Source organism: Pedobacter roseus (assembly GCF_014395225.1).
GTDB lineage: Bacteria > Bacteroidota > Bacteroidia > Sphingobacteriales > Sphingobacteriaceae > Pedobacter > Pedobacter roseus.
Window position 1 is genome coordinate 4977310 of the sequence record NZ_CP060723.1, and the last position, 23376, is coordinate 5000685.

General features: G+C 33.6%; 21 protein-coding genes. 1 reads left to right on the forward strand and 20 read right to left on the reverse strand.

Annotation, left to right across the window (positions count from 1 at the left end):
* Positions 1-26: 26 nt before the first annotated feature.
* From H9L23_RS20455 to H9L23_RS20550, 20 genes are all read right to left on the reverse strand, one after another.
* Entirely contained in the window at positions 27-1205 is a 1179-nt protein-coding gene (locus tag H9L23_RS20455; protein ID WP_187592062.1) for a hypothetical protein, read from the reverse strand.
* 524 nt (positions 1206-1729) lie between these two features.
* Positions 1730-3085, reverse strand: coding sequence for a lipopolysaccharide biosynthesis protein (locus tag H9L23_RS20460; RefSeq protein ID WP_187592063.1), 1356 nt, complete (start codon positions 3083-3085; stop codon positions 1730-1732).
* Positions 3086-3117: 32 nt separating this feature from the next.
* Positions 3118-4176, reverse strand: a complete 1059-nt coding sequence (locus H9L23_RS20465; RefSeq protein WP_187592064.1) for a glycosyltransferase family 10 domain-containing protein — start codon at positions 4174-4176, stop codon at positions 3118-3120.
* 11 nt (positions 4177-4187) lie between these two features.
* Positions 4188-5084, reverse strand: coding sequence for a glycosyltransferase family 2 protein (locus H9L23_RS20470; protein ID WP_187592065.1), 897 nt, complete (start codon positions 5082-5084; stop codon positions 4188-4190).
* The gene (locus H9L23_RS20475; protein WP_187592066.1) at positions 5084-5527 is read right to left on the reverse strand and encodes a polysaccharide biosynthesis C-terminal domain-containing protein; all 444 of its coding nucleotides are present in this window, start codon (positions 5525-5527) and stop codon (positions 5084-5086) included. Before H9L23_RS20475 ends, H9L23_RS20470 begins: the two co-directional genes overlap by 1 nt.
* A 1-nt stretch (position 5528) precedes the next feature.
* Entirely contained in the window at positions 5529-6431 is a 903-nt protein-coding gene (locus tag H9L23_RS20480) for an NAD-dependent epimerase/dehydratase family protein (RefSeq protein ID WP_187592067.1), read from the reverse strand.
* Positions 6431-7519: a CDP-glucose 4,6-dehydratase gene (rfbG, locus tag H9L23_RS20485; protein WP_187592068.1), complete on the reverse strand. Its 1089-nt coding sequence runs from the start codon at positions 7517-7519 to the stop codon at positions 6431-6433. The genes H9L23_RS20480 and rfbG overlap by 1 nt, the downstream gene beginning before the upstream one ends.
* A 1-nt stretch (position 7520) precedes the next feature.
* Positions 7521-8255: a glucose-1-phosphate cytidylyltransferase gene (rfbF, locus tag H9L23_RS20490; protein WP_187592069.1), complete on the reverse strand. Its 735-nt coding sequence runs from the start codon at positions 8253-8255 to the stop codon at positions 7521-7523.
* Between the two features lie 140 nt (positions 8256-8395).
* Complete coding sequence (locus tag H9L23_RS20495) at positions 8396-9361, reverse strand: GDP-L-fucose synthase family protein (RefSeq protein WP_187592070.1); 966 nt, start codon at positions 9359-9361, stop codon at positions 8396-8398.
* Positions 9361-10488, reverse strand: a complete 1128-nt coding sequence (gene gmd, locus H9L23_RS20500) for a GDP-mannose 4,6-dehydratase (RefSeq protein ID WP_187592071.1) — start codon at positions 10486-10488, stop codon at positions 9361-9363. The genes H9L23_RS20495 and gmd overlap by 1 nt, the downstream gene beginning before the upstream one ends.
* A 9-nt stretch (positions 10489-10497) precedes the next feature.
* Entirely contained in the window at positions 10498-12861 is a 2364-nt protein-coding gene (locus tag H9L23_RS20505; RefSeq protein WP_187592072.1) for a GumC family protein, read from the reverse strand.
* A gap of 12 nt (positions 12862-12873) precedes the next feature.
* Complete coding sequence (locus H9L23_RS20510) at positions 12874-13644, reverse strand: polysaccharide biosynthesis/export family protein (protein ID WP_246474751.1); 771 nt, start codon at positions 13642-13644, stop codon at positions 12874-12876.
* A gap of 184 nt (positions 13645-13828) precedes the next feature.
* Positions 13829-14569: a tyrosine-protein phosphatase gene (locus H9L23_RS20515; protein ID WP_187592074.1), complete on the reverse strand. Its 741-nt coding sequence runs from the start codon at positions 14567-14569 to the stop codon at positions 13829-13831.
* A gap of 348 nt (positions 14570-14917) precedes the next feature.
* Complete coding sequence (locus H9L23_RS20520) at positions 14918-16201, reverse strand: nucleotide sugar dehydrogenase (protein WP_187592075.1); 1284 nt, start codon at positions 16199-16201, stop codon at positions 14918-14920.
* 408 nt (positions 16202-16609) lie between these two features.
* Positions 16610-17476 carry a glucose-1-phosphate thymidylyltransferase RfbA gene (gene rfbA / locus H9L23_RS20525; protein WP_187592076.1) on the reverse strand — a complete coding sequence of 289 codons (867 nt, stop codon included), beginning with the start codon at positions 17474-17476 and terminating at the stop codon, positions 16610-16612.
* A 55-nt stretch (positions 17477-17531) separates the two neighbouring features.
* The gene (gene rfbD, locus H9L23_RS20530; protein WP_187592077.1) at positions 17532-18401 is read right to left on the reverse strand and encodes a dTDP-4-dehydrorhamnose reductase; all 870 of its coding nucleotides are present in this window, start codon (positions 18399-18401) and stop codon (positions 17532-17534) included.
* A complete protein-coding gene (rfbC, locus tag H9L23_RS20535) occupies positions 18398-18946 on the reverse strand; it encodes a dTDP-4-dehydrorhamnose 3,5-epimerase (protein WP_187592078.1) in 549 nt (182 codons plus the stop codon). Before rfbC ends, rfbD begins: the two co-directional genes overlap by 4 nt.
* The gene (gene rfbB / locus H9L23_RS20540) at positions 18946-19998 is read right to left on the reverse strand and encodes a dTDP-glucose 4,6-dehydratase (RefSeq protein ID WP_187592079.1); all 1053 of its coding nucleotides are present in this window, start codon (positions 19996-19998) and stop codon (positions 18946-18948) included. Before rfbB ends, rfbC begins: the two co-directional genes overlap by 1 nt.
* A gap of 1302 nt (positions 19999-21300) precedes the next feature.
* A complete protein-coding gene (locus H9L23_RS20545; protein ID WP_187592080.1) occupies positions 21301-22374 on the reverse strand; it encodes a relaxase/mobilization nuclease domain-containing protein in 1074 nt (357 codons plus the stop codon).
* Positions 22375-22407: 33 nt separating this feature from the next.
* Positions 22408-22854, reverse strand: a complete 447-nt coding sequence (locus H9L23_RS20550; protein WP_187592081.1) for a plasmid mobilization protein — start codon at positions 22852-22854, stop codon at positions 22408-22410.
* Between the two features lie 117 nt (positions 22855-22971).
* Between H9L23_RS20550 and H9L23_RS20555 the strand changes: the two genes are divergently transcribed.
* Positions 22972-23277, forward strand: a complete 306-nt coding sequence (locus H9L23_RS20555; RefSeq protein WP_187592082.1) for a hypothetical protein — start codon at positions 22972-22974, stop codon at positions 23275-23277.
* Positions 23278-23376: the final 99 nt, after the last annotated feature.

The window sequence follows — 23376 nt, forward strand, 5'->3', positions numbered from 1 at the left end:
TATTATTTGTTACTAAAGTAATTGAATCATGATGAAGATGTGAATTTTATCGAGATTTGCTCTTCATGGGCAATCATATACAGAACCGTTATATTTAGATACAAAGCATTTAAAGCACTGCTAAAGAAGTGTCCGGCAAGAAAGGCAATTAAAAAAAAAGAAAAGCAAAAAAAAAGTCTGAATGTCTTGCGTTTTAATTTTCCAAAAAGTGTTTTAAAATATAAAACAAAAAACAAGACAAAACCTACGGCGCCAAAAAACAAAAAAAGATCAAAAAAATCCATCTCAATATAAAATTTGAATTGATCCGTACCTCCGAATAGAAAATTGAAAAAATTCCAATACTCTAGATTCTCTATAAATCTAGTAATTACAAACAAACTCCTACCAGAAGTTAAGGTTTGTAATAGACCATTTTTCTCGTATTGATAAATAAAGAAATCATATAGGTAGCTATACTTATCCCTTAAAAGAAATGGGATAAGAGTAATAGTACCAACAATTATAATTATAGTTGAAACAACCTTTTGCCAATAATTTGCTTTAAATAGAATATGATACGCTAATAACAAAAATAGAAACAAATACGTTGCTTTTGCACCCATTAGTAATGAAGCAACTATACAAAGTACTAACAACCAAAAATCTTTCTTTTGTGTTATATAATTGAAATAAAACAAAGATAGACCAGTCATATAAAAAAGTGTTGCTTCATTAATGGAAGGGATTAACCCGTTATACCCATATCTATAATCTTGATTATAATATGATTTAAATAAATTTATATTTAAGAGTAATCCAACAAGAATCAAACAAGAATTGACAAAGTATATTTTTTTTAAAATTTTATAGATTCTATCTATCGCTTCAGTGTTATTAACTATATCTTTAATTGCATAAAAGATTATAAAAACAAAAATATATTTATTAAATGAGGTTAAATGATGGCTTAAACTATAATTCGAATCATAATAGTTCAAAAGAAATAAGAGATTACCAATGATAAAAGAGCAAAAAAGCCCCCCTATGAGCATAAGTCCCTGTTTTCTTTTCTTATCGTAAAATCTCACAATAAGGTAGAGGAAAACAACTTCAAATACTAACCGAAAAAAAATAGAAACACTTAAAGAATCTCTAAAAATTTCGCCTTCAGCATTGATTATTGAAGACCTTACTTGAAAATATTTATTTAAAGCATCAGACATGTAAAATAATATCAGTGCTGAGGATATTAGGAATCCTAAATTCTTACCATCCCTAGTTATAATCATTTAACAAACTTATTATTAATAGATAAAATATTGAAGTTGTCAAAATACTCGTTAAAAAAAACCTGTCGAATGATGTTTCTATTGTTAACAACCGCTTATTGTTAATAATATCTTTTATGGTGAAATTCTCAGGATCAATAACTTCTGCTTTTGTTTGATAGTATTTATTCAGTGAATCAGATATAAACAAAAAGTATATTGCGGGTGACACAAAATATTTCAACAATCTTTGTCTCCTGTATTCAGTATATTTATAAACGCTTATTTCATCCATAGTAGTAAAATTTAGCAATTCTTAGTCTAAAGTATTTTAAATATAAGTTTCAATGCAATGAAATCATCTCATGCTACTTTTGATGTATTAACTATATCATATTATTTCATCACTCAGAACAAAATACTTTATTAATTCTTACCATTGTTCACTAACTTAATAAAACGATATTCAAACTAAATATTTATATTAATCTCTTTTTTATAATCAAGAAAGAGTGCGTGTATGCTGCAATTGTTAAGATAAAAAAAACAAATGCTGACATTAAAGATATACCACTCAATCCATAAGCCTTAGTTACATAGTTACCTGCAGAAACATAAATTAGTGCAAATAAGCTAGTGATAATTGTAATAAAATTTATTTTGCCTGTTGCACTCAGGAAAGCTGTTCCCATGGTATAAAGAGAGTAAAACAAAGCCCATAATCCTAGGTAAAAAAACAAAATATTATTGCTGACATAACTTGATCCCGCTAATAATTGTAAAAAGAAATTTCCATAAAATACAAAAATAATTATAGCTAGTGTAAATATTCCCGTAGAAATTTGAAGCGTCCTTTTCAGCATATTCTTTGTCCAAGCCCAATCCTTACGGTGTATTGCATCGGCATATCCAGACCAGATAGGATTGTAAAAGCTTAAGTAAATAGTAATTATGAAGGTATAAAGCTTTTGAACTAAATTGATTTCAGCACCATTTGATAAACTCAAATTTGCAGTTACAATTAAGGTTGTTGCATTATACATAAAAGGACCAGATAGCTGTAACAATGCAAACCACAAACTCGATCTTAGCAGCTGTTTTATTCTTTTAAAGATCAATAAAAAATTCACGTTGATAAATTGCCATTTGCGCCTATATATAAAATACATACATCCACAAATATTTACAAAAAGAGTTATCAGGAAAAAAACAATTGCAACAACTGTTATATCGGCTTTTGTAAGTGCCAAAATTGCTATTATAATAAGACTTAATAATCCTATCACTATATTTTGAATTCCAACCCAAAATGACTCATTATAAACAAAAAATGAAGAGGCTCCAATTCCGAAAGGAATTCCCAACAAAAAAATTGTTTGAACACCTATTAAGATATTTACACCTTGTTTCTGAAGCGCTAAATCACTTGTCTTAAATACATCTTTGTAATTTATAAAATCGTGGAAAAAATAAAGTCCTAAACTTAGTGCTAGGGATACAAAAAAGAAAAAATATAAGACTGAGAAGAAGTATTTACGCGATTCTATATCACCGCTTATTCCATTAACCTTTAATTCGGCTAGTTTATTTCTTAAAGAATTACCTATCCCTAAGTCTGATGATGCCAATACTGCAGTTGCTGACGTAATAGCAACCCACATTCCAAACTCGTCTTTTGTGTATATCCTAGCTAAAATAGCTATTAAACCAACTCGTGTTAAGGTACTCACTAAAGTTGCAATAAGCATTACTCCTGATCCATAAATAACGGATTTTGTTCGCCCTCCCAAATTACTAATCAAATCCTTCCCTGCTTTTCCCAACTTCAACTTCATAGCCATATACTTTTACGCTTGATATAATATTATTAATTTATTGAATTCAGAATCTGATTCGCAAAACACCTATCTGTAAATTTCTCGTATGCCGAACTATTCAAAAAGTTGTTTGCATTTTCGAGTAACTCTTTAATTTTCTCTGGAGATATTGATCTAATAAAATCGTTCATCTCGCTAAATGAACCAAATTGCCTAGCATCAACGAAACAATTCGTTGGTACATAATTTTCAATGTCTGGAGCTCCTAAATAAATAGGAATAGTTCCAGTAAAAAAACAGTCAAATATCTTTTCGGTAATATAGCCTGGAAATCTAAAGTTTTCGAAACAGATCGAGAATTTCATTCTACTTAAAGTCTCAAGCTTATCATCTATTTCTAGTGGTTCTATTTTTTGTATTTGATTAAAATTTTGTAAGCTTAAAGTATTTTGTTTCTTCCATCCCCTGCCGAAAAGAGCAAAATCTTTAAATTTAGAAAAGTAGATAATTGCTTCTAATCTATTTTTATAAAGATCTGTATAACTCATTTTATTCAATCGGTTATAGTAATTGGACCAAACAACTTTTTTAACAGTATGTTCAATAATGCCAGGGATGAATTTGAACCTTCGATTAAACATTTGTTTATTACTTGCGATCATTCCTAAGAATACATCTTTAGGCTTGGCCTTATAATGCTCGCTCACCTTTGCGTTTGGCCAAAACAACGGTAAATTTTGTTTTCCATTGCCAAAAAAACTAAATATTCCAGGAAATAAATAACTGTAATTATAATTATATTTAGACGAATAAGTGCTGTAAAAATTTTTCGAGATGTTTGGAGACTCCATACTGAAAACTAAATGTGCAATGGCCCCTCTACTTATAAGTTTATCAGTGTGAGCAGTGTACATATCACTAATTAGTATTGCACCTTTAACATCCTCAAAGCTGTCTACATTGCTTGATAAACTTACTTCATAACCTCTGTGTATAAGATTATCATAACAGATATTAACCCAAGTTAAACCAGGTAATCTGTTCATGGCAACCTCTGTAAGCGGCAAGCTTAACATTTCCTGATACTGTAAATCAAATATTATCTTCATTAATTTTAAATTCAAGAACGTTTAAATAGTCTTTTAAAAAAAGCTAAAACACATAATTTAACGTAAGATCTATAATCAGATTCTTTGATTAAAATTATTGAACGATTTCTGAAAAGCGTAGAAAAGTTAACCCCTGAATCTCTGATTTGCTCATATATATTCTTCGTCCTGTAAAGACGTAACTCTTTATTGAATTTATTTATTGAGGTACATTTTTTGATGTAATTAATAAGCCTTATTCTTTCATTAAATTCGTTAACAAAACTATATTGCGATGAATGAACATAATAATCCATCAGAGGTTTTGCAATAAACTTCACTTTCCCTAAATTAGCAACATCAATCAAAAATGCTACATCACAATATTTCCCTCCTTTTTTAGGATCAAATTTTAATTCATCAGCTACCCTTTTTTTATATGCGTAAGAGGGAAATGGGACAATTTGGTTCTTAACAAGATATCTTTTTGCCATCTGTGTCCCATCCGAAATTATCTGTGTATCTTCATTATTTTTCAAGAACCAAGTATCAATGATCTTTTTATTCTTAACCGTATTTGCATTACTACCAACCGCTACAACTTCATCATCATTACTAAAGGCTTCATAAATAGCAGACAACATTCCATCAAGCATAATATCATCATCATGAAATATCATGAAATACTTTGATGTAACATCGCCTAAAATCAGATTCCAATGCTCTACAGCATTGACCGAAAGATTTCTTTTGATATACTTAATTCTATCTTTGTAGCTTTTAAGCAATTCATATGTCTGATTATTTGTTGAATTATCTGACACAATAACATCAAACTCCACGCCCTTCTGATTTAAGATGGAATCTATAGTATTACAGATAATATCTGGCCTATTATAAGTTGATATAAAAACCTGTAATTCTCTCATTATTTATTTAGTATCCTATCGTTGCTAAACGGTTTGTCAAAATCGTTGAATATTATCGTGTCTGCGGGATCATATAATTGATCTGTATAAGCTAATAAAAGAAAGTTACTATTATCATTAAGGTTAATAAAGCAATGTGCTATATTATTCGGAACATATAATGTTTGAGGATTATCAGCTTCTAATATAATCTCCAATCTCTCATTTGTACCTAAGTCAAATAACTTCACCAAACAATTACCTTCTAAAAGCGTAAACCATTCATTAGCTTTATTGTGAAAATGACATCCCTTTGTTTGATTCGGCGTAGCCATTGTTAAATAAATTTCACCTGTGAATTGAGGCAAATTTTCTTCAAAACCATTTATTACTTTTAAAAACCATCCTCTACTATCTTCGATCCTCTTCCTTTTGATTATTTTAATCTTTCGCTCTAAGTTCATCTCACAAATATTTCCTTAATCCAGTATTTAGATCAACAACTGGTGCCCAATCTTTAACAGCTGTCCTAATTTTAAAATCATCCAATGCTAAATAAAGCATTTGCTGATCTCTTGTTGCTATTGGTTGATTTTCTGGCCTTTCGATTTCTAACATATCAAAAATACGCGCAACCAACGCTTTTATGCTTAGAGGTAGATCCAAACCTGCAACATTATAAAGATCTGCCTTAATATCTTGATCAATTAAAAGGCTCATTAAATTTACAAGGTCGGAAATATAAATATATTGCCTAATCTGCTCTCCTGACGATAACCTAGGTTTCTTTTTTTCTTTTAAACTATTAATAAGATAAGGAATTAGTCGATTTTCATCCTCTCCCGGGCCATATAAGGAAGGTAAAATCAAATGATACCAGGTTACATTAAATTGTTTATTTGAATAAAAGCGGGTTAATAATCTCTTCGAATCACAATAACTATTTGGGATACTTCCACTTGCAAAAACCAGAGACTCTTCATCAAAGGGAGAAAATTTATTGTTGTTACCTATTTCGAAGTAGGAGCCAAAAGTTATTATCTTTCCTTTAAAGTTATTATATTCCAAGTGAGTAACAAGGTCTATAGGGAAAAATGTATTAATCTGATAAGTGAGTAAATTTGATTCCTGTAAATTTGCCTGAACTCCTCCTGCGGCAGCATAAATAATCACATCATAATTAAGGAAATCATCTAAATTTAATTTGTTAGAAGGATAATTAAATTCAATATACTTATAGTTTACTAAAGCATCATAATTATGATGCAGTGTTCTTCCATATAAGTAAAAAAAATTTTCATTTCCGTAAGCCTCTACAAAGTTTCTTGCTAAGAATGAATTACACCCTATGATTGCTATCTTTTTCACTATGAATTAAATTTAGAAATGTATTCCAAAATTTGCATTTCAGTAAAAGTGTTAATTACATTTTTGTCATTATCAAATTCCTTATACCATTTTATGGAATCGCTAACAGCAACTTTTGCATCTAATAAGGGTTTCCATTTCAATTCATTAATAGCTTTACTAATATCTAATTTTAAAAGGCCGGCTTCATGCGGTTCACCTTCATTTTGAAGGTTGGTATAATCTCCACTACCCCATGCGTTAATTGCTAAATTGACCATTTCACTAACTGGCAATGCATCAGTAGCGTATGGGCCAAAATTATAAGCAGTGCTGAAGCTAATTGGATCGTGTTCCAATTTCATTCCTAGTATCAAATAAGCTAAAATAGGTTCTAATACGTGCTGCCACGGCCTAATAGATTTAGGATTCCTTATTTCAACCGTTTTATTTATACTTAACGACTTGGCGATATCCGGAACTAATCGATCCTTAGACCAATCACCTCCTCCAATAACGTTTCCTGCACGGCCAACAGCCAATGCTTTTTTATGCTCAGCTATATTTTTTATATTGAAAAAACTGTTACGATAAGAATCGATAACGAGTTCTGTACAAGCTTTACTGGCACTGTAAGGGTCATAACCTCCTAAGCGGTCATTTTCGCGGTATGGATATTCCCATTCATTATTATGATATACTTTATCCGTAGTAATTAATACAACCGAACATTTTTTCTCCAATGAACGAACTGCATCTAATAAGTTGGCCGTTCCAATTGCATTTACCTCAAAAGTTTCAGACGGAATTTCGTAAGATAGCCTAACCAATGGCTGAGCCGCAAGGTGAAAAACAAAATCTGGTTGAAAATCCAAAACGGCATTCTTAAGCACATAACGATTGCGTAAATCTGAAATTACAGATTCACAAATCTCATCCCCATCAATCAGATAATATAAGTCATTATTTGTTTTAGGTGCTAAAGCATAGCCTTTTACCTGCGCTCCTAAAAGATTAAGAACCTTCAACATCCAAGCTCCTTTAAAGCCGGTATGGCCTGTTAAAAAGACTTTCTTTCCGGAATAGGCATTCTTTAACTGATCTAACATATTACCAGATTTTCCATTTAGCCTCACCACTTTTCCAAAGCTGTTCTAACTCAATTCTATCACGAAGGGCATCCATTGGTTTCCAGAAACCAGAATGCTTGAAGGCAGCTAGCTGCCCATCATTTGCAATTTCTTTTAAAGGTTTATTCTCCCATTGCACATCATCAACTTCACCCTCTAAATATTTGAATATACCAGGATCCAATACGAAAAATCCACCATTAATCCACATCCCATCGCCTTGAGGTTTTTCGACAAAATGCCGAACGTTTCCATTTTCATCCATTTCAATATTTCCGAAACGACCAGGAGTTTGTATACTCGTTAATGTTGCTAACTTGTCATGACTATTATGGAAAGCCACTAAAGCATTAATATCAATGTCCGCAACACCATCACCATACGTAAGCATAAACGTTTCGCCCTCTACGTATTTTTGTATTTTCTTTATCCTTCCAGCAGTATTGGTATTCAATCCAGTATCGACCAAAGTAACCTTAAAAGATTCGGAATTTGAAAAATGCACATCCACTTTATTCTTTTCAATATCTATAGATACATCTGAGTTGTATAAATAGTAATTTAGGAAATATTCTTTGATGGTTTGTGCTTTATAACCTAAGCACAAAACAAAATCATTGTAACCATAGGCTTCGTATATTTTCATGATGTGCCATAAAATAGGTTTACCACCAATTTCAACCATTGGTTTTGGTCTTGCTTCCGTTTCTTCCATTAATCGGGTGCCCAAGCCCCCGCTAATATTACTACCTTCATACTTTTATTATAATATGTATTTTATTATTATAGGAATAATTAACATTTAATTTTGTCTCTCTCATGCCTACTAAAAAAATTCCGCTCCAAGGTAGGTATTTAAGCTACGGAACTATCTGTAAAAACCCTATTTATATAGTCAGTATAAGCTAACTTTAAGCCCTCAGTTAATGAGGTTCTATAATTCCACCCTAACTTTGAAAGTTTTTGAACATCCATAAGCTTGCGTGGCGTTCCATCCGGTTTAGAATGATCATATTCTATTTTCCCGTCATAACCGACAATCTTTTTAACTTCCTCTGCTAAATCAGCAATGCTTAAATCTTCACCGCAACCAACATTAACCAGGCCCTTTTCATTATAATGCTGCATTAAGAAATAACAAGCATCAGCTAAATCATCGGCGTACAAGAATTCCCTTTTAGGTGCCCCAGTTCCCCATATCGTTACAACAGGAATGCTTTTTTGTTTTGCTTCGTGAAACCTTCTAATTAAGGCAGGCAGAACATGTGAATTTTCAGGATGATAATTATCATTTATACCGTAGAGATTGGTCGGCATCACCGAAATATAATTACATCCATATTGATCACGGTAGGCATCGCACATTTTAATTCCGGCAATTTTAGCAATTGCATAGGGCTCATTTGTCTGCTCTAACTCACCTGTTAACAAATATTCTTCCTTTAATGGTTGCGATGCCAATTTAGGATAAATACAAGATGAACCTAAAAACATTAACTTTTTAACTTCATTTCTTCTAGATGCTTCTATGATATTACTTTGAATCATCAGATTATCGTACAAAAATTCACCTCTATATGTGTTATTGGCAATGATTCCTCCAACTTTCGCAGCGGCTAAAAAGACATATTCAGGTTGATTAGATTCAAACCAGTTCAACACTGATTGCTGATTCCTTAAATCTAATGTCTTGGAATTAGCAACCAATATATTCTCAAAGCCCTCGGCCTCTAGCTTACGTTTAATCGCAGAACCAACCATTCCGTTATGCCCGGCGATATATATTGCAGCTGATTTATCTTGAAGATATAAATCCAACATTACTCGTATTGGTTTTTTATAGTGTAACCATGTGACTTCAATAATGATTCTTTTTTGAAGTGATCTACATCAGTTGCGACCATTTCTTTTACTAAAGCAGCTAGATCATATTTAGGCTGCCATCCTAATTTAGTCTTTGATTTGGTGGGATCGCCAATCAATAAATCAACTTCCGTCGGGCGGAAATAAGTTGGATCTACGCCAACTACTTCAGTTCCAATAGCTACTTGAAATTCAGGGTTTGAGCATGCAGATACAATACCTTTTTCTTCGACACCTTCTCCAGTAAAATCAATCGTAATTCCAACTTCAGCAAAAGCCAAACGCACAAATTCACGTACTCTGGTTGTAACTCCTGTAGCAATTACGAAATCTTCTGCAACATCTTGCTGTAAAATCCTCCACATAGCTTCAACATAATCCTTGGCGTGTCCCCAGTCACGTTCGGCATCAAGATTTCCTAAAAACAATTTCTTCTGTAGACCTTGAGCTATTTTAGCCACCGCACGGGTGATCTTACGGGTTACAAAAGTCTCGCCTCTTAATGGGCTTTCATGATTAAATAATATTCCATTACAAGCAAACATACCATAAGCTTCACGATAGTTCTTTGTAATCCAAAACCCATAAATCTTTGCCACACCATATGGTGAACGTGGATAAAAAGGTGAATTTTCATCATAAAACCCTTTGTCATTTTTATTTTCTGGCATGCCCCCATACAATTCGGATGTAGATGCCTGATAAACTCTGGTCTTTTTTTCCAAGCCTAAGATTCTCACTGCTTCCAATATCCGTAAAGTTCCGATTCCGTCTACATTAGCTACATATTCGGGTGAATCAAAAGATACTTTTACATGACTCATTGCACCTAAATTATAAATTTCATCTGGCTGTATTTCCTGAACAAGTCTGATTAAATTCGTTGAGTCGGTTAAATCTCCATAATGTAGTTTAAATGTAACATTATCATCGTGTGGATCTTGATATAAATGATCAATGCGATCAGTATTAAATAAAGAACTTCTTCGTTTAATACCATGAACCATGTACCCTTTTTCCAAAAGTAACTCTGCAAGATAAGTTCCATCTTGACCTGTAATACCTGTAATTAATGCAACCTTCATTTATTTTATTTAGCGAATTTTAAATTTATTTAATAATTTACCGAAAAAGTTAGAATCGTCTTCTTGCTGACCATAGCTTCCATAACCATATCCATAGCCATAATCTTTATTGATGATGTCATTAACCACTATTCCTAAATTTTTCATTTTATTGCTTCTATATAGCTCCTCAACTATTTTCAGTTGATCCTTCTGTGTAACTTTTTGTCTAACCAAATACAATATTACATCAGCATAAGTAGACAATAATTGCGCATCAGTAATAATACCAACAGGAGGCGCATCCATTATAATGTAGTCAAACTGCTTTTTTAAATCTTCGATTAACTGCGGAACTCTTTCATTCATTAATGTTTCTGCAGGATTAGGAGGTAAAGGTCCAGACGATATGATAAACATGTTTTTATTAATGCTTAAAGGCTGTATGATATTATGAACTTTTACATCTGAATTAATTGTATAATTACTAAAGCCTATAGTATTAGCCACCTCTAGCTTCGCTGATAACCCTGGCTTCCTTAAATCTAGTTCCATCAGCAAAACTTTCTTGCCTGTTAAGGCTAAAATATTACCGAGGTTAATTGCTGTAAATGACTTCCCTTCTCCACTCATGCTTGAAGTTAAAAGAATAATTTTTTCTTCTTTTGTCTTTAAGTAAAAAGAAAGGTTTGTTCGTAATGCCCTAAACTGTTCTGATATTGCAGACCTTCCATGATTGGCTACAATTAAATTATCTGAACTTTCGTTATGACTAATTTCCCCAATGACAGGTACTTGCGTCAATCCAATAATTTGATCTTTGGTCTTTATAGAAGTATTTAACAGATCTTGGCCAAAAATTGCAATCATAGGCAGCAACACGCCTATAATTAGTCCTATTAGGTAGATGGTACTTTTCTTTGGACTTATTGGTTTTACATTTGCCTTAGGCGGATCGATAGTCTTTGCAACAGATATATTTGAAGTTTTTGATATAGCTGTTTCCTCAGCCTTTTGCATTAAAAATATATAGAGTTCCTGCTTGATTTGTTGATTACGAGCTAATTTTAAGTAATTTTTTTCAATTTGTGGAACACCAGAAATTTGACCTTCAGCAGTATTCAATTGACTTTTGAGTTTATCTCTAGTAAGAATGTATGAATTTTTTGTACTCTGTATGTTAGTCAGAATATCACTTCTAAGTCCTTGGATTTGCTTATCAATATTTTGTATAAAAGGGCTTTCTTCAGTAACACTTAATAACTGCCTTTCCCTTTCTACTAATAAACTATTGTATTGGCTCATTAAATTTGAGAAGACGAGATCTTGGGGCAGCATTGAAGATGGAAAAACCCGTTTATTTTTCTCATAATCTTTTAAGTACTTCTCTAAATCGTTAAGTACTGTTACTTGTGTCTCGGCTTTAGCCAGCTCTGTAGAAAATTCACCTGTATTCTTGACTAAAAGTCTGCCTTGCTCACTCATATCAGCCAGCTGATTTTGCTGTTTAAAGCTTTCAACTTTATTCTCAACATCACCAAGTTCCGAAGCGATTTTATTTAGACGCTCTTTTATAAATTTATACGTGCTATCAGCAATTGCATTTTTATCACTTAAATTGGCTTCCGTATATTTATTTATCAATGTATTTAAGATGTCTTCACCTTTATTGGGTAAAGAATATGATAAGCCTAAATCAATAATACTTACTTGTTTATTAGTTACATTAACGGCTAATTGCGACATCAGTTCAGCAACACGTGAGTCAATTGATTTTACAACAACATAATATTCTGCATTATCAAATTTACCAATTTGATTTGGTTCAACTTGGATAACACCAACTCCATTTATGCTGAAGCTCTCGCCTAAACTAATTTCCTTTTCAAAATTTGGTGTACTAATTTTGATTCTATTGTTTGAAATTTTCTGAACTTCAAATAAAGTAGTTTTGATTGTATCAACACCTTTTAAAATATTGAATTTAAACGGAGCATTATATAATTCACGACTAACCAGATTGCTTTTCTTTGTATATATGATATTAAGCTGCATTTGTCTAACAACCTGCTCCATTAAAAAGCGGGTTTTCAATATTTCAACTTCATTGTCAACAGAATTTTTGCTTCCCATTAATCCCCCTAAATCCATCAATGCTCCAGCTTGTTTAGCGATATTACCACCCTTCTCATCATCATTAACCAAAAGCTTAGCATTTATCTGAAATGTTGGCGGCGTGTATAGTATATAGGTAAAGGCAATAGCCAAACAGATGAATATACTCATTAAAAACCACGGCCATTTTTCAATTAGCTTGCCAAATAGTTCTTTTAGGTTTATACTCTCAACTTCCTCTTGATTTTTCACTGTATTTTTATCAGGTATATTATTCATTAAATGGTTAGATTATCTGAAGCTTGAAATTGCTAAAACAATTACAGAAACAACCGAAGCTATTACACCTATAGTTTGGATTTGAGCAGAATTAGAGGCTGACACTTTACGTTTATTGGGTTCCACGTAAATTACGTCATTCTGTCTCAGATAATAAAAAGGACTATTAAAGATTTCACTAGAATTAAGATTTAATCGTGCAAATTCTTTCTTACCATTATTATCCCTAACAATCAGTACATTTTCACGCTTGCCGTAGATAGTTAAATCGCCGGCTAAACTCAAAGCATCTAAAATACTTACCTTTTCATTTGGCAAAGTATACGCTGAAGGCGAACTTACCTCTCCAAGAACACTTACTTTGAAATTTGAAAAACGAAGTTGAACATTAGGCTCTTTGTAGAACAGACTAGCCTTATCTCTGATGAGTTCCCTAGCCTGATAAGTTGTAAGGCCAGCAACTTTAACTTTTCCAATTAAAGAAAGTTCAATTTCTCCGTTCTTATCAACTAAGAAACCTGTGTTCTGCGTACTCAAGCTATTATTAGTATTGCCTCCTAAGGAAGGTGTCGAAGCCGCTTGATTTATAATTGCTCCGCTTTGAGGATTTAAGGTAAATACATTAATACTTAATATATCATCAGATTGAATTATAGGTTCAGTAAACTTAATTGCATTATCAAGCTGCGCTTGATTTACAGTTTGAATATCTTGGAAATAAGCAATTTTTTTATTACTAATACAAGACGATGTAAAAATTATAACAAGGAATAAACTTGCCATTTTTATTAGAGAACTATTTCTATTCATAAGTATATGTCCGCCTAAAATGAAATTGACCATTTTAAACAGCTTGCAAACTTAATCATTTAATTGTAATATCTAAAAACCTTATTCTTCAGAAATTAAAACTAAGAAAAATTAAGTTTAAGTAATTTAGTATTTATATATAAATCCAAGAGTTCGATTAAGCATAAACTGAGCCGAAAATTTCCTGATTTTTAAAAGGATAGTTTCCCAAAAGATCATACAACTTACCAGATTGTACAGCATCGGTTAATGTACTTAAATGTTTATCGTGATGCAGATCAGTCCCGGCAAGATCGTACATTTTTTCTTTTAGCAAAACCTCTGCCAGTTGCTTAACATCTTTACCATAATACCCTATGATAGAAAGCAGATTTAATTGTAGTAAACAGCCCTTTTCTTTAAATCGCTTTAATTTATTTTTATCTTTAAAGTAAAAGATATATCGTTCGGGATGAGCTAATATAGGTTTATATCCTTTGATTTCAACATCAAAAATGGTTTTACTAATCCCTGGACTTTCATTCAAATAAGACATTTCTATAAGCAGGTGTTTTGAATCCAGAGAACATAACTGTTCATTTAAATTAAAGTCCTGGTCAATCATATATTCTGCTCCAGCATTCAATTTCAAAGATACATTGGCAATATCTAAAGCACTTTGTAATAACGCTTTTGCAGAAGAAATGGTTTCAAATGTATTAGGATAAAGTTCTTTGTAAATATGTGGAGTACAAATTAATTGTTCGAAACCCAGCTCCTGAAGTGATTTTACAAAGCGTAATGAAGTTGCCACATCAGGCGATCCGTCATCAATGCCTGGTAAAATATGAGAGTGCATATCAATACCTAACCAAGAGATATCAGTGACCTTATTTTTTTTACTAAAAAAACTTAACATATAATTGATGAAGAGTTGGGATTTAAAATTATTAGCACTAATTGTTCAATTTTTAATTAAATTAATAATTCACTCCATATTAAACAACAAAAGCCCTAATTTATTATGCAATATGCAATGATAGATTAGAAATAAAAACAAAGATAGCGATAATGGATTTAAAAGTAGATCAAAACAGACAAAAAGTCGAGATTTTGTCTAATTTTAATTCACTGCCAAACTTATTAAATTATCAAAATCATTATAACATGATTTTTTCTATAATTAAACTTATGTCAAACGAAAGAAAATTAGGCTCCAATTTAATTACTAATCTATTGATTAGTATTTCAAAAAGAGCTCTTAGATTTATAGTCTGGCATCCGCTAAATTCCTGTTTATAAAAGATTTTGTATCAAATATTATTGCACCCTTTTCTTTAAAATTCACATAATCAACATCCAAAAACTGCCTGTGAGCAACCGCTAAGATTATCAGATCATAATGTTTAAATTGAGTATCCTGGATCATATCAATATTATATTCTGCTTTTACTTCAGCTGAGTTTGCCCATGGATCGTATACATCTACTTCCATACTAAAAGATTTTAACTCCTTGTAAATATCTATTACCCTGGTATTACGTGTATCTGGGCAGTTCTCTTTAAAAGCAAACCCCAAAATTAGCGCTTTAGCACCATTGATCATTTTATCTTTGGCCACCAACATCTTGATCACCTTATTGGCTACAAACATGCCCATGTTATCATTTACCCTACGCCCGGAGAGAATTACTTCTGGTTTGTAACCCAAAGCTTCTGCTTTATGTACCAAATAATAGGGATCCACACCAATGCAATGCCCGCCGACTAAGCCTGGTTTGTAGTTTAGAAAATTCCATTTGGTTGCAGCAGCAGCAAGCACATCAGCTGTGTCAATATTCATACGATCGAAGATTAAAGCCAATTCATTCACAAAAGAAATGTTAACATCCCTTTGGGCGTTTTCGATAGCTTTTGAAGCTTCTGCCACTTTAATACTGGGCGCTAAATGTGTTCCTGCAGTAATGATCGAAGCATAAAGCTGATCAATTTCTTTAGAAATAGTAGGGGTAGAGCCTGAGGTTACTTTTTTAATTTTTGTAAGTGTATTTATTTTATCTCCCGGGTTAATCCGTTCTGGTGAATAACCACAGAAAAAATCGACGTTATATTTTAGTCCAGAGATTTTCTCTAAAACAGGTACACAATCTTCTTCGGTACAGCCAGGGTAAACGGTGGATTCATAAATCACAATATCATCTGCTTTGAGCAGAATACCCAACATTTTACTTGCTGCCAGCAATGGCTCCAAATCCGGTCTTTTGAGATGATCAATAGGTGTTGGAACAGTAACAATATATACATTGCAAGCCGCTAGATCGGGTAAACTCGAACTTAAAGTTAATCCAGCATCATTACCTTCCGAATTACATACAATTTCCAAATCTTCCAGATTAGCTTCATGAGTACGATCTTCTATTCGCTTTAGCTCTTCAACACGGCTTTCGTTTGTATCAAAACCAATGACTTTATACTTTTTAGCAAATTCTATTGCAAGTGGTAATCCGACATAACCCAAACCTATAACGGCAATTTGCTTTTTTGTATTCATTTTTTCTTTCGGTGATTGGACAAAGATAAAACAAATAAGAAAGGTTTAATTCGATTGATTATTACTGGAGGAATTTTTGGGTCACAAAATCTTAAAAAGAAAAATACGGAAAATGGATTTAGCTAAATAAAGTATTTTATATATTGAAAGATTCTTCGCTTCGCTACCATAGAAAGAATCCATTAGCACGCCCGTCATTCCCGCGCAGGCGGGAATCTTAAAGCGCTTGCATTACGATTCCCAATCGAGTTGGGAATGACGATCTCGCGCAACCTATTATTTTGCCAAAAAGCTCTGTCTTTTATATTGATTTTGTGAAATAATTATCCCTCAAAATGACAAAGCGATAAAAAAATATCCGATAAGTACAAGTGTATTTACCGGAGATTAACAAGGATAATATTTTAGTTAAAAATTACTTATCTGTTTTAACAGATAACTACCATAGCCACTTTTTACCAATGGCGTAGCAATAGCTTTTAGTTGTTCTGTATCGATAAAACCCATACGGTAGGCTACTTCTTCAATACATCCAATTTTTAAGCCTTGGCGCTCTTCTATGATCTGGACAAACTGCCCAGCCTGCATTAACGAAGTAAATGTTCCGGTATCTAACCAAGCTGTTCCACGACTTAACACACCTACTTTTAATTTACCACGCTCTAAATAAACACGGTTTACATCGGTAATTTCATATTCTCCACGCGGCGAGGGTTTAATGTTCTTTGCGATTTCGACTACCTCATTATCGTAGAAATATAATCCTGGCACTGCATAATCAGATTTTGGCTGAACAGGTTTTTCTTCAATTGAAATAGCCTTTTTATCGGCGTCAAACTCAACTACACCGTAACGTTCAGGATCTGCTACCTGATAAGCAAATACTACACCGCCATTAGGATCAGAGCTGGCCTGTAATAATTTCGCCATCCCGTCACCATGAAAAATATTATCACCCAATACCAAAGCAACCTTATCTTTACCAATAAATTCTTCACCGATTACGAAGGCCTGTGCCAAACCGTTTGGCTCATCCTGCACGGCGTAACTAAACTTACAACCTAAGGTTGATCCATCACCTAATAGTTTCTCAAAATTAGGTAGATCGTGTGGGGTAGAAATAATCAGAATTTCCTTTATCCCTGCTAACATTAGAGTAGATAAAGGATAATAGATCATCGGTTTATCGTAAACCGGCATCATTTGTTTACTACAAGCCAAAGTTAAGGGATGCAAACGCGTTCCGCTACCACCAGCTAAGATTATACCTTTCATATTACATTTGAGATTTGAGATATTAGATTTGAAACGAATGGCTCTATCTAAACATCTATATTGCTTCTAATTTATTAATTTGTTTTATACACTCCACCAAACTATCTCTCCAATAAGGGATTTCCAAATTAAAAGTTTCTTTTATTTTAGTTTTATCCATTACCGAAAATGCGGGACGGGTAGCTTTAGTTGGATAAGCAGATCCTGGAATAGGGTTTACTTTAACTTTTGTTTCGCTGATATCAAAAATGGCTCTTGCGAAGTCGAACCATGATGTTATGCCTTCATTGCTGTAATGATATAATCCGTAAACATTTGATGAAGATGCAATGATATCAAGAATAGCATTTGCAAGATCTATAGCATAGGTTGGTGTACCTACCTGATCGGCTATAATATTTAGCTCATCACGTTCAGCGCCAAGCTTCAACATCGTTTTTACGAAATTATTAGCATATTCAGAATATAACCAGCTGGTACGGATGATGAAATGGGCAGGTAGTATTGAAGCTACAGCTTTTTCTCCATCAAGTTTCGTTAAGCCATAAACATTGATCGGTTCTGCCTCATCATCTTCCTTTAGCAATTTTACTTCATTTCCTTCGAAAACGAAATCAGTAGAAACATGTACAAGTGTTGCGCCATTGGCCAAACAAGCCGAAGCCAGGTAAGAGGCACCAGTTTCATTAATGGCTTTTGCCAGATTAAACTCATCTTCTGCCTTATCAACAGCCGTGTAGGCTGCACAATTGATTACATAAGCAGGTTTTTGTTTAGCTAAAAGATCATTTAAACCACTTTCATTTAAAATATTGGCATCTTGTTCAGCTGGAAAAACAATTTCTGTAATTCCTCTTCGTTCCGCAACTACCTTTAAACACTGGCCTAATTGTCCACCAGCACCAATTACTAATGTTTTACTCATATATGCTGTAGTTTGGCAAATGGTTTTAAAACTAGATCTTTATCAGATACAGCCTGATCTTTTTCCGGGATCAGCCAATCGATATTCAAATCTGAATCATTATAAATCACTCCTGTTTCTGAGGCTTTATTGAAAAAGTTATCACATTTATATAAAAACTCTGCCGTTTCACTTAATACTGAGAAGCCATGTACAAATCCTCTAGGAATGTATAATTGCAGCTTGTTCTCTGCACTTAACCGTACCGCAATGTGTTTACCATACGTTGGTGAGCTCGGCCGTACATCTACGGCAACATCCAATACCTCACCTTTGGTCACACGAACCAATTTTGCCTGTGCGAACTCTCCTGTTTGGGCATGCAAGCCACGGATTACCCCATAAGAAGAGTAAGATTGATTATCTTGTACAAACCTTCCTGATAAACCCGTTTTTTCTTCAAAAGTATTTTGATTAAAGCTTTCGAAAAAATAACCCCTGGGATCTTCAAAGACCCTTGGTTTAATAATTAAGCAGTCTTTTAATCCTGTTTGTTCGATTTCCATTATTTGGTACTGTACTGTTGTTCGTAATAAGATTGATAATTGCCAGAAGTTACGTTGTTTAACCAATCTTCATTTTGTAAATACCAGTCAACCGTTTTCGCTAGCCCTTCTTCAAACTGTAGGCTAGGTACCCAATCCAGTTGATTTTGCAGCTTACTAGAATCTATGGCATAACGTAAATCATGACCAGCCCGGTCAGTTACATAGGTAATCAGTTTGGCTGATTCACCTGCTTCGCGGCCTAACTTTTGATCCATGATGGTACAAAGTAAATTGATCAGGTCAATATTCTTCCACTCGTTATGTCCGCCAATATTATAAGTATCCCCAGTTTTTGAATTATGGAAAATCACGTCGATTGCCCTGGCATGATCTTCTACCCATAACCAATCGCGCACGTTTTCACCTTTACCATAAACTGGAACAGGTTTGTTATTTTTGATATTATTGATGGCTAATGGAATCAGTTTCTCTGGAAAATGATGCGAGCCATAATTGTTAGAGCAATTTGAAATTACGCAATCCATGCCATAGGTATCGTGATATGCCCTCACAAAATGATCAGAGCTTGCTTTTGAGGCCGAGTATGGACTATGCGGATCGTAAGCGGTTGTTTCAGTAAACATACCTTCTTCACCTAACGCACCATATACCTCATCGGTACTCACGTGGTAAAAGCGTTTTTTATCATAATCACCTTTCCAATATTCGCGTGCAGCATTTAATAAATTTACGGTCCCAATTACATTGGTAATCACAAAAGCTGTAGGATCGGAGATAGAACGATCTACGTGGCTTTCTGCTGCAAGGTGAATAACTGCATCAAAGTTTTCTGTTTTGAACAGATCAAACATTGCAGAAGCATCTGTGATGTCTTCTTTAACAAATCTATAATTTGGCTTATTTTCAATATCGGTTAAGTTAGCCAGATTACCAGCATAGGTAAGCTTATCTAAATTGACGATTTCGTATCCAGGATAGTTATTGACGAAACGGCGGACTACATGAGAGCCAATAAAGCCCGCACCACCAGTGATTAAGATTTTTTTCACAGTTATAAATGCTTTTCAATGGGCTAAAGTAAGTTAGATTTAACTGAATTACAACTAATTTGGTATTCATAATATCCAATTTACACCTTTGAAATAAATAATAAAAATAAAACCAATGCACATATTGATTTTCTGAATTCTCTTGGTGCATAATTAGTTGTCGATGTTATCTATTGCTAATAGCCTTATTACTAAATGGTAGTAATTTTCATCTGCTAATATATATGCTTTTCCTGGTAACCTATTTAGTCCGATATATCATTATAGCATAGAAATAGGTAGGTGACTAATGGTATCTTAATTATTATGATATTCTGATAGACATTTTCAAAATCACCATATAACTTAACAGGTCCATTTATTGAAAATAATAGAAATCCAGACATGTAACACCGGGGATATAAACTAAAAAAATAGTTTTCAACATTAAAAATAATTTTTGTTAATAATTAATGGAAGATAAATAAACTATGATGGATAATTTCGAATAACTTAACGTTATAATTACACTAACCTAATAAACCAAACCTATGAGCACATTTCTTTTGATCACAGCACTATTTTATTTTGTTTCTTTTGGATTAATGCTTTACTGCTATTTCTCAGCTGAGCAGATTCCCAGCGATGATGAAAAATTTTAATTAGGACTTTTCTTCATCTAAATTAACCTCCTCTAAAAAACTCTTAAAACTTCATCACTAAAAAGCTAAGAATCAGGCCGGCTGTTTTGACGACAGTAATTTATTAGCCGTATTTTATTTATTTGCTATCCACCTCATTATATAAGGTCCTGCACCTGTATACCATAATACAGCGGAGATTAAAAATATTGCGATTAAAATCCACAAGATAGGCCATCCCTCGAATTTGTGCTTGGAAGACGGATTGAAAGAACCTTCAAGTTTATTATGGTCTTTTTCTTTCCCATCACCCTTTTTGAATGGTTTCGGATTAGAGATATTGCTCATGAAATATTCAGTTAGAACTACAAAGTTACATTATAAACCAATAAACCAAAAATTAGTTTCATCATACTTGATATCTGCCGAAAACTATTGTATTCACCACCAGACAGACTGTGAATAATATACAGAATAAGAATTTGTTCACGAAATCAGCCATGCTATTGATTATGGCTTCCATACCTGCTTGGTAGGATGACGATTTTTATTTTCTTTCCTATTTCAATTCAAATAAACTAAGATAAAGATGAAAGACAGATTTATGTTTCATTATTCGCTAATGCAATAATGATAAACGCATCTAAAGACTATTATTTAGAGGGTGGGGCGTCTAGCGAAATTATCTTCCCCTCCTTGTCGTTTTGTTTTCTGAATCAGACGCTCCGCCTGACATCTTCACCGCCAGGCTGGGCACATTGTTAGGTTGATATCGTTTTTGATCTTCATAAAATATTATTCTATCACCCTCAAAAAATCCTTCGGGACGAAATAATGGCCTGACCAAGCGCTTAAAATCAATAATCTCATTTCCGTCGTAAACCTTCTTTGTACGATGATTAATTAAGGTGAAGCCATTAACATCCTCGTCCTTGCTATGATAAATGATATCAATATTTAGCTTATCATGGAACACTTCAGAAAGATCAGATTTATAGTTTTTTCGAAGATAAGAATGCCAGAAAGAAGGGTGCCGGACCGGTTCACCGGATACAACTTTCAAAGCCAGCTCAATTGCCTGTTTAAGTGCACCGACTTCGAAAGTGTTGTCTTTATAGTTTTTTATGATCTTTTCGATAATGTTTAGATCTACCTTTCGAAGTGATTTGGAGTGCCTAACCATATAAAGGATTGTACCTTTAATGTAAGCCGAATACCCCATAGTCTTTAATAGAATAATGAAATGATTCATTGTTGCAAATTGATAAGTAACCGCTTTTGAATAATCCATCTCAGCCTGGACAACGGGGTCAAAGCCTATAAGCTGATGTAATGCCAGAGATGCTCTCAATTTTTCATAGCGGGATTCAACAGATTTTCTGTTTTTACACACCCTTACTGAAACAATGTGTACATGATTGTTGGGATTATCATTATGAAAATAGATCAGATGGGGATTATGTGCATAGCCCATTTTTTTGAGCCAAAGCCAGGCAATATGCGTTAACTGATGTTTATCATATGAGTGACCTTTAGCCATAATAACTGCATGAAGCTGCTTGTTTTTAACTTTTGGGTTAAGCGTCCCAATCATCCGCAGGTAAGACCGATAATCCGAGGGCTTAGGCCTGTCCAATACTGATAGCGATTGGAAGTTTTTAACAGACATCAGCTCGGCCTTTCCTGCGGACACTTTGTCTGCATTATATTTAATTGCCGCAAATCGGCTATTAGATGAAAGAAACTGAACTATCATGATTTCGGATCTAAATAAAAACTGAACTTGTAATTAATTACTGCCAATAAGCTTAATTAACTTTTTCATGCATTTCCCTATATTATATTGTGATTCATAACACTTGGCGACCAAAGAAATTAATTCATTCATGTAATACTTATTGGCTGGTGATTCGATAGCGCATTTTTGTACGAAATTTTCAATGGCCAAGGTCGAGGAGCCCGACTCGACAGCAACGCGATCCAGCCACTCGACCAGATGAGCTGAGTCAAGTAAAAGATGTGCCCTCTTATCAAATAATATTCTCCGGATATATTCGGACATCGTGACGCCTAGCTTTGAGATTTCTTTCTTCATCTCGGTGTACTCTTTATCTGTCATACAGCATATTGCTTTTCGGTTTCGCAATTCATTAACTTTATATGGTTTCTTCATAATACTTTTTTCACTAATGACCGAGCCTAAAGTCCGGTCAACGCCAATGAAATTCGCCATCATTTTTCATGTTTATTGACAATACCCATAACAATACCTAGATATTTTAAAGATATTTCACTTCATTCACGATACTGAGCTACCTTGACTAACAAGATAAGTACTCATTAAGCTTCCTGGTTGGCTTACGCTGTTGCTGTCCATAATCCTTTACTTCAGATCATATCTGGAGTATATGCGCCTGATAGAAATGAGGGGCGTTCAAAAAGAAGCATTGACTCATTAAAGCCAATCAATCAGCAAAGGCTGGTTGCGCTCTTCTTAAAGCTTAAATTGGTGGAAAAGGTGGCGATCAAGATGGTAAGGAGCAGTGCACATAAGGATGAAAGTAAAAAGCCAGCATTGGGATCGAATGTTGAAATAATCATAGAACGACTTGCAGACAAAGAAATATTGCACGAAATCCATCAATCTTATATTGATTAGGCTATAGGCCAAAGATGAAATATTTTCTTATTAGAAATAAAAGAACAGGATGACATTGACAGTCGAGCCATTAGCAAAGTAAACTGTCTAAGAAAAACA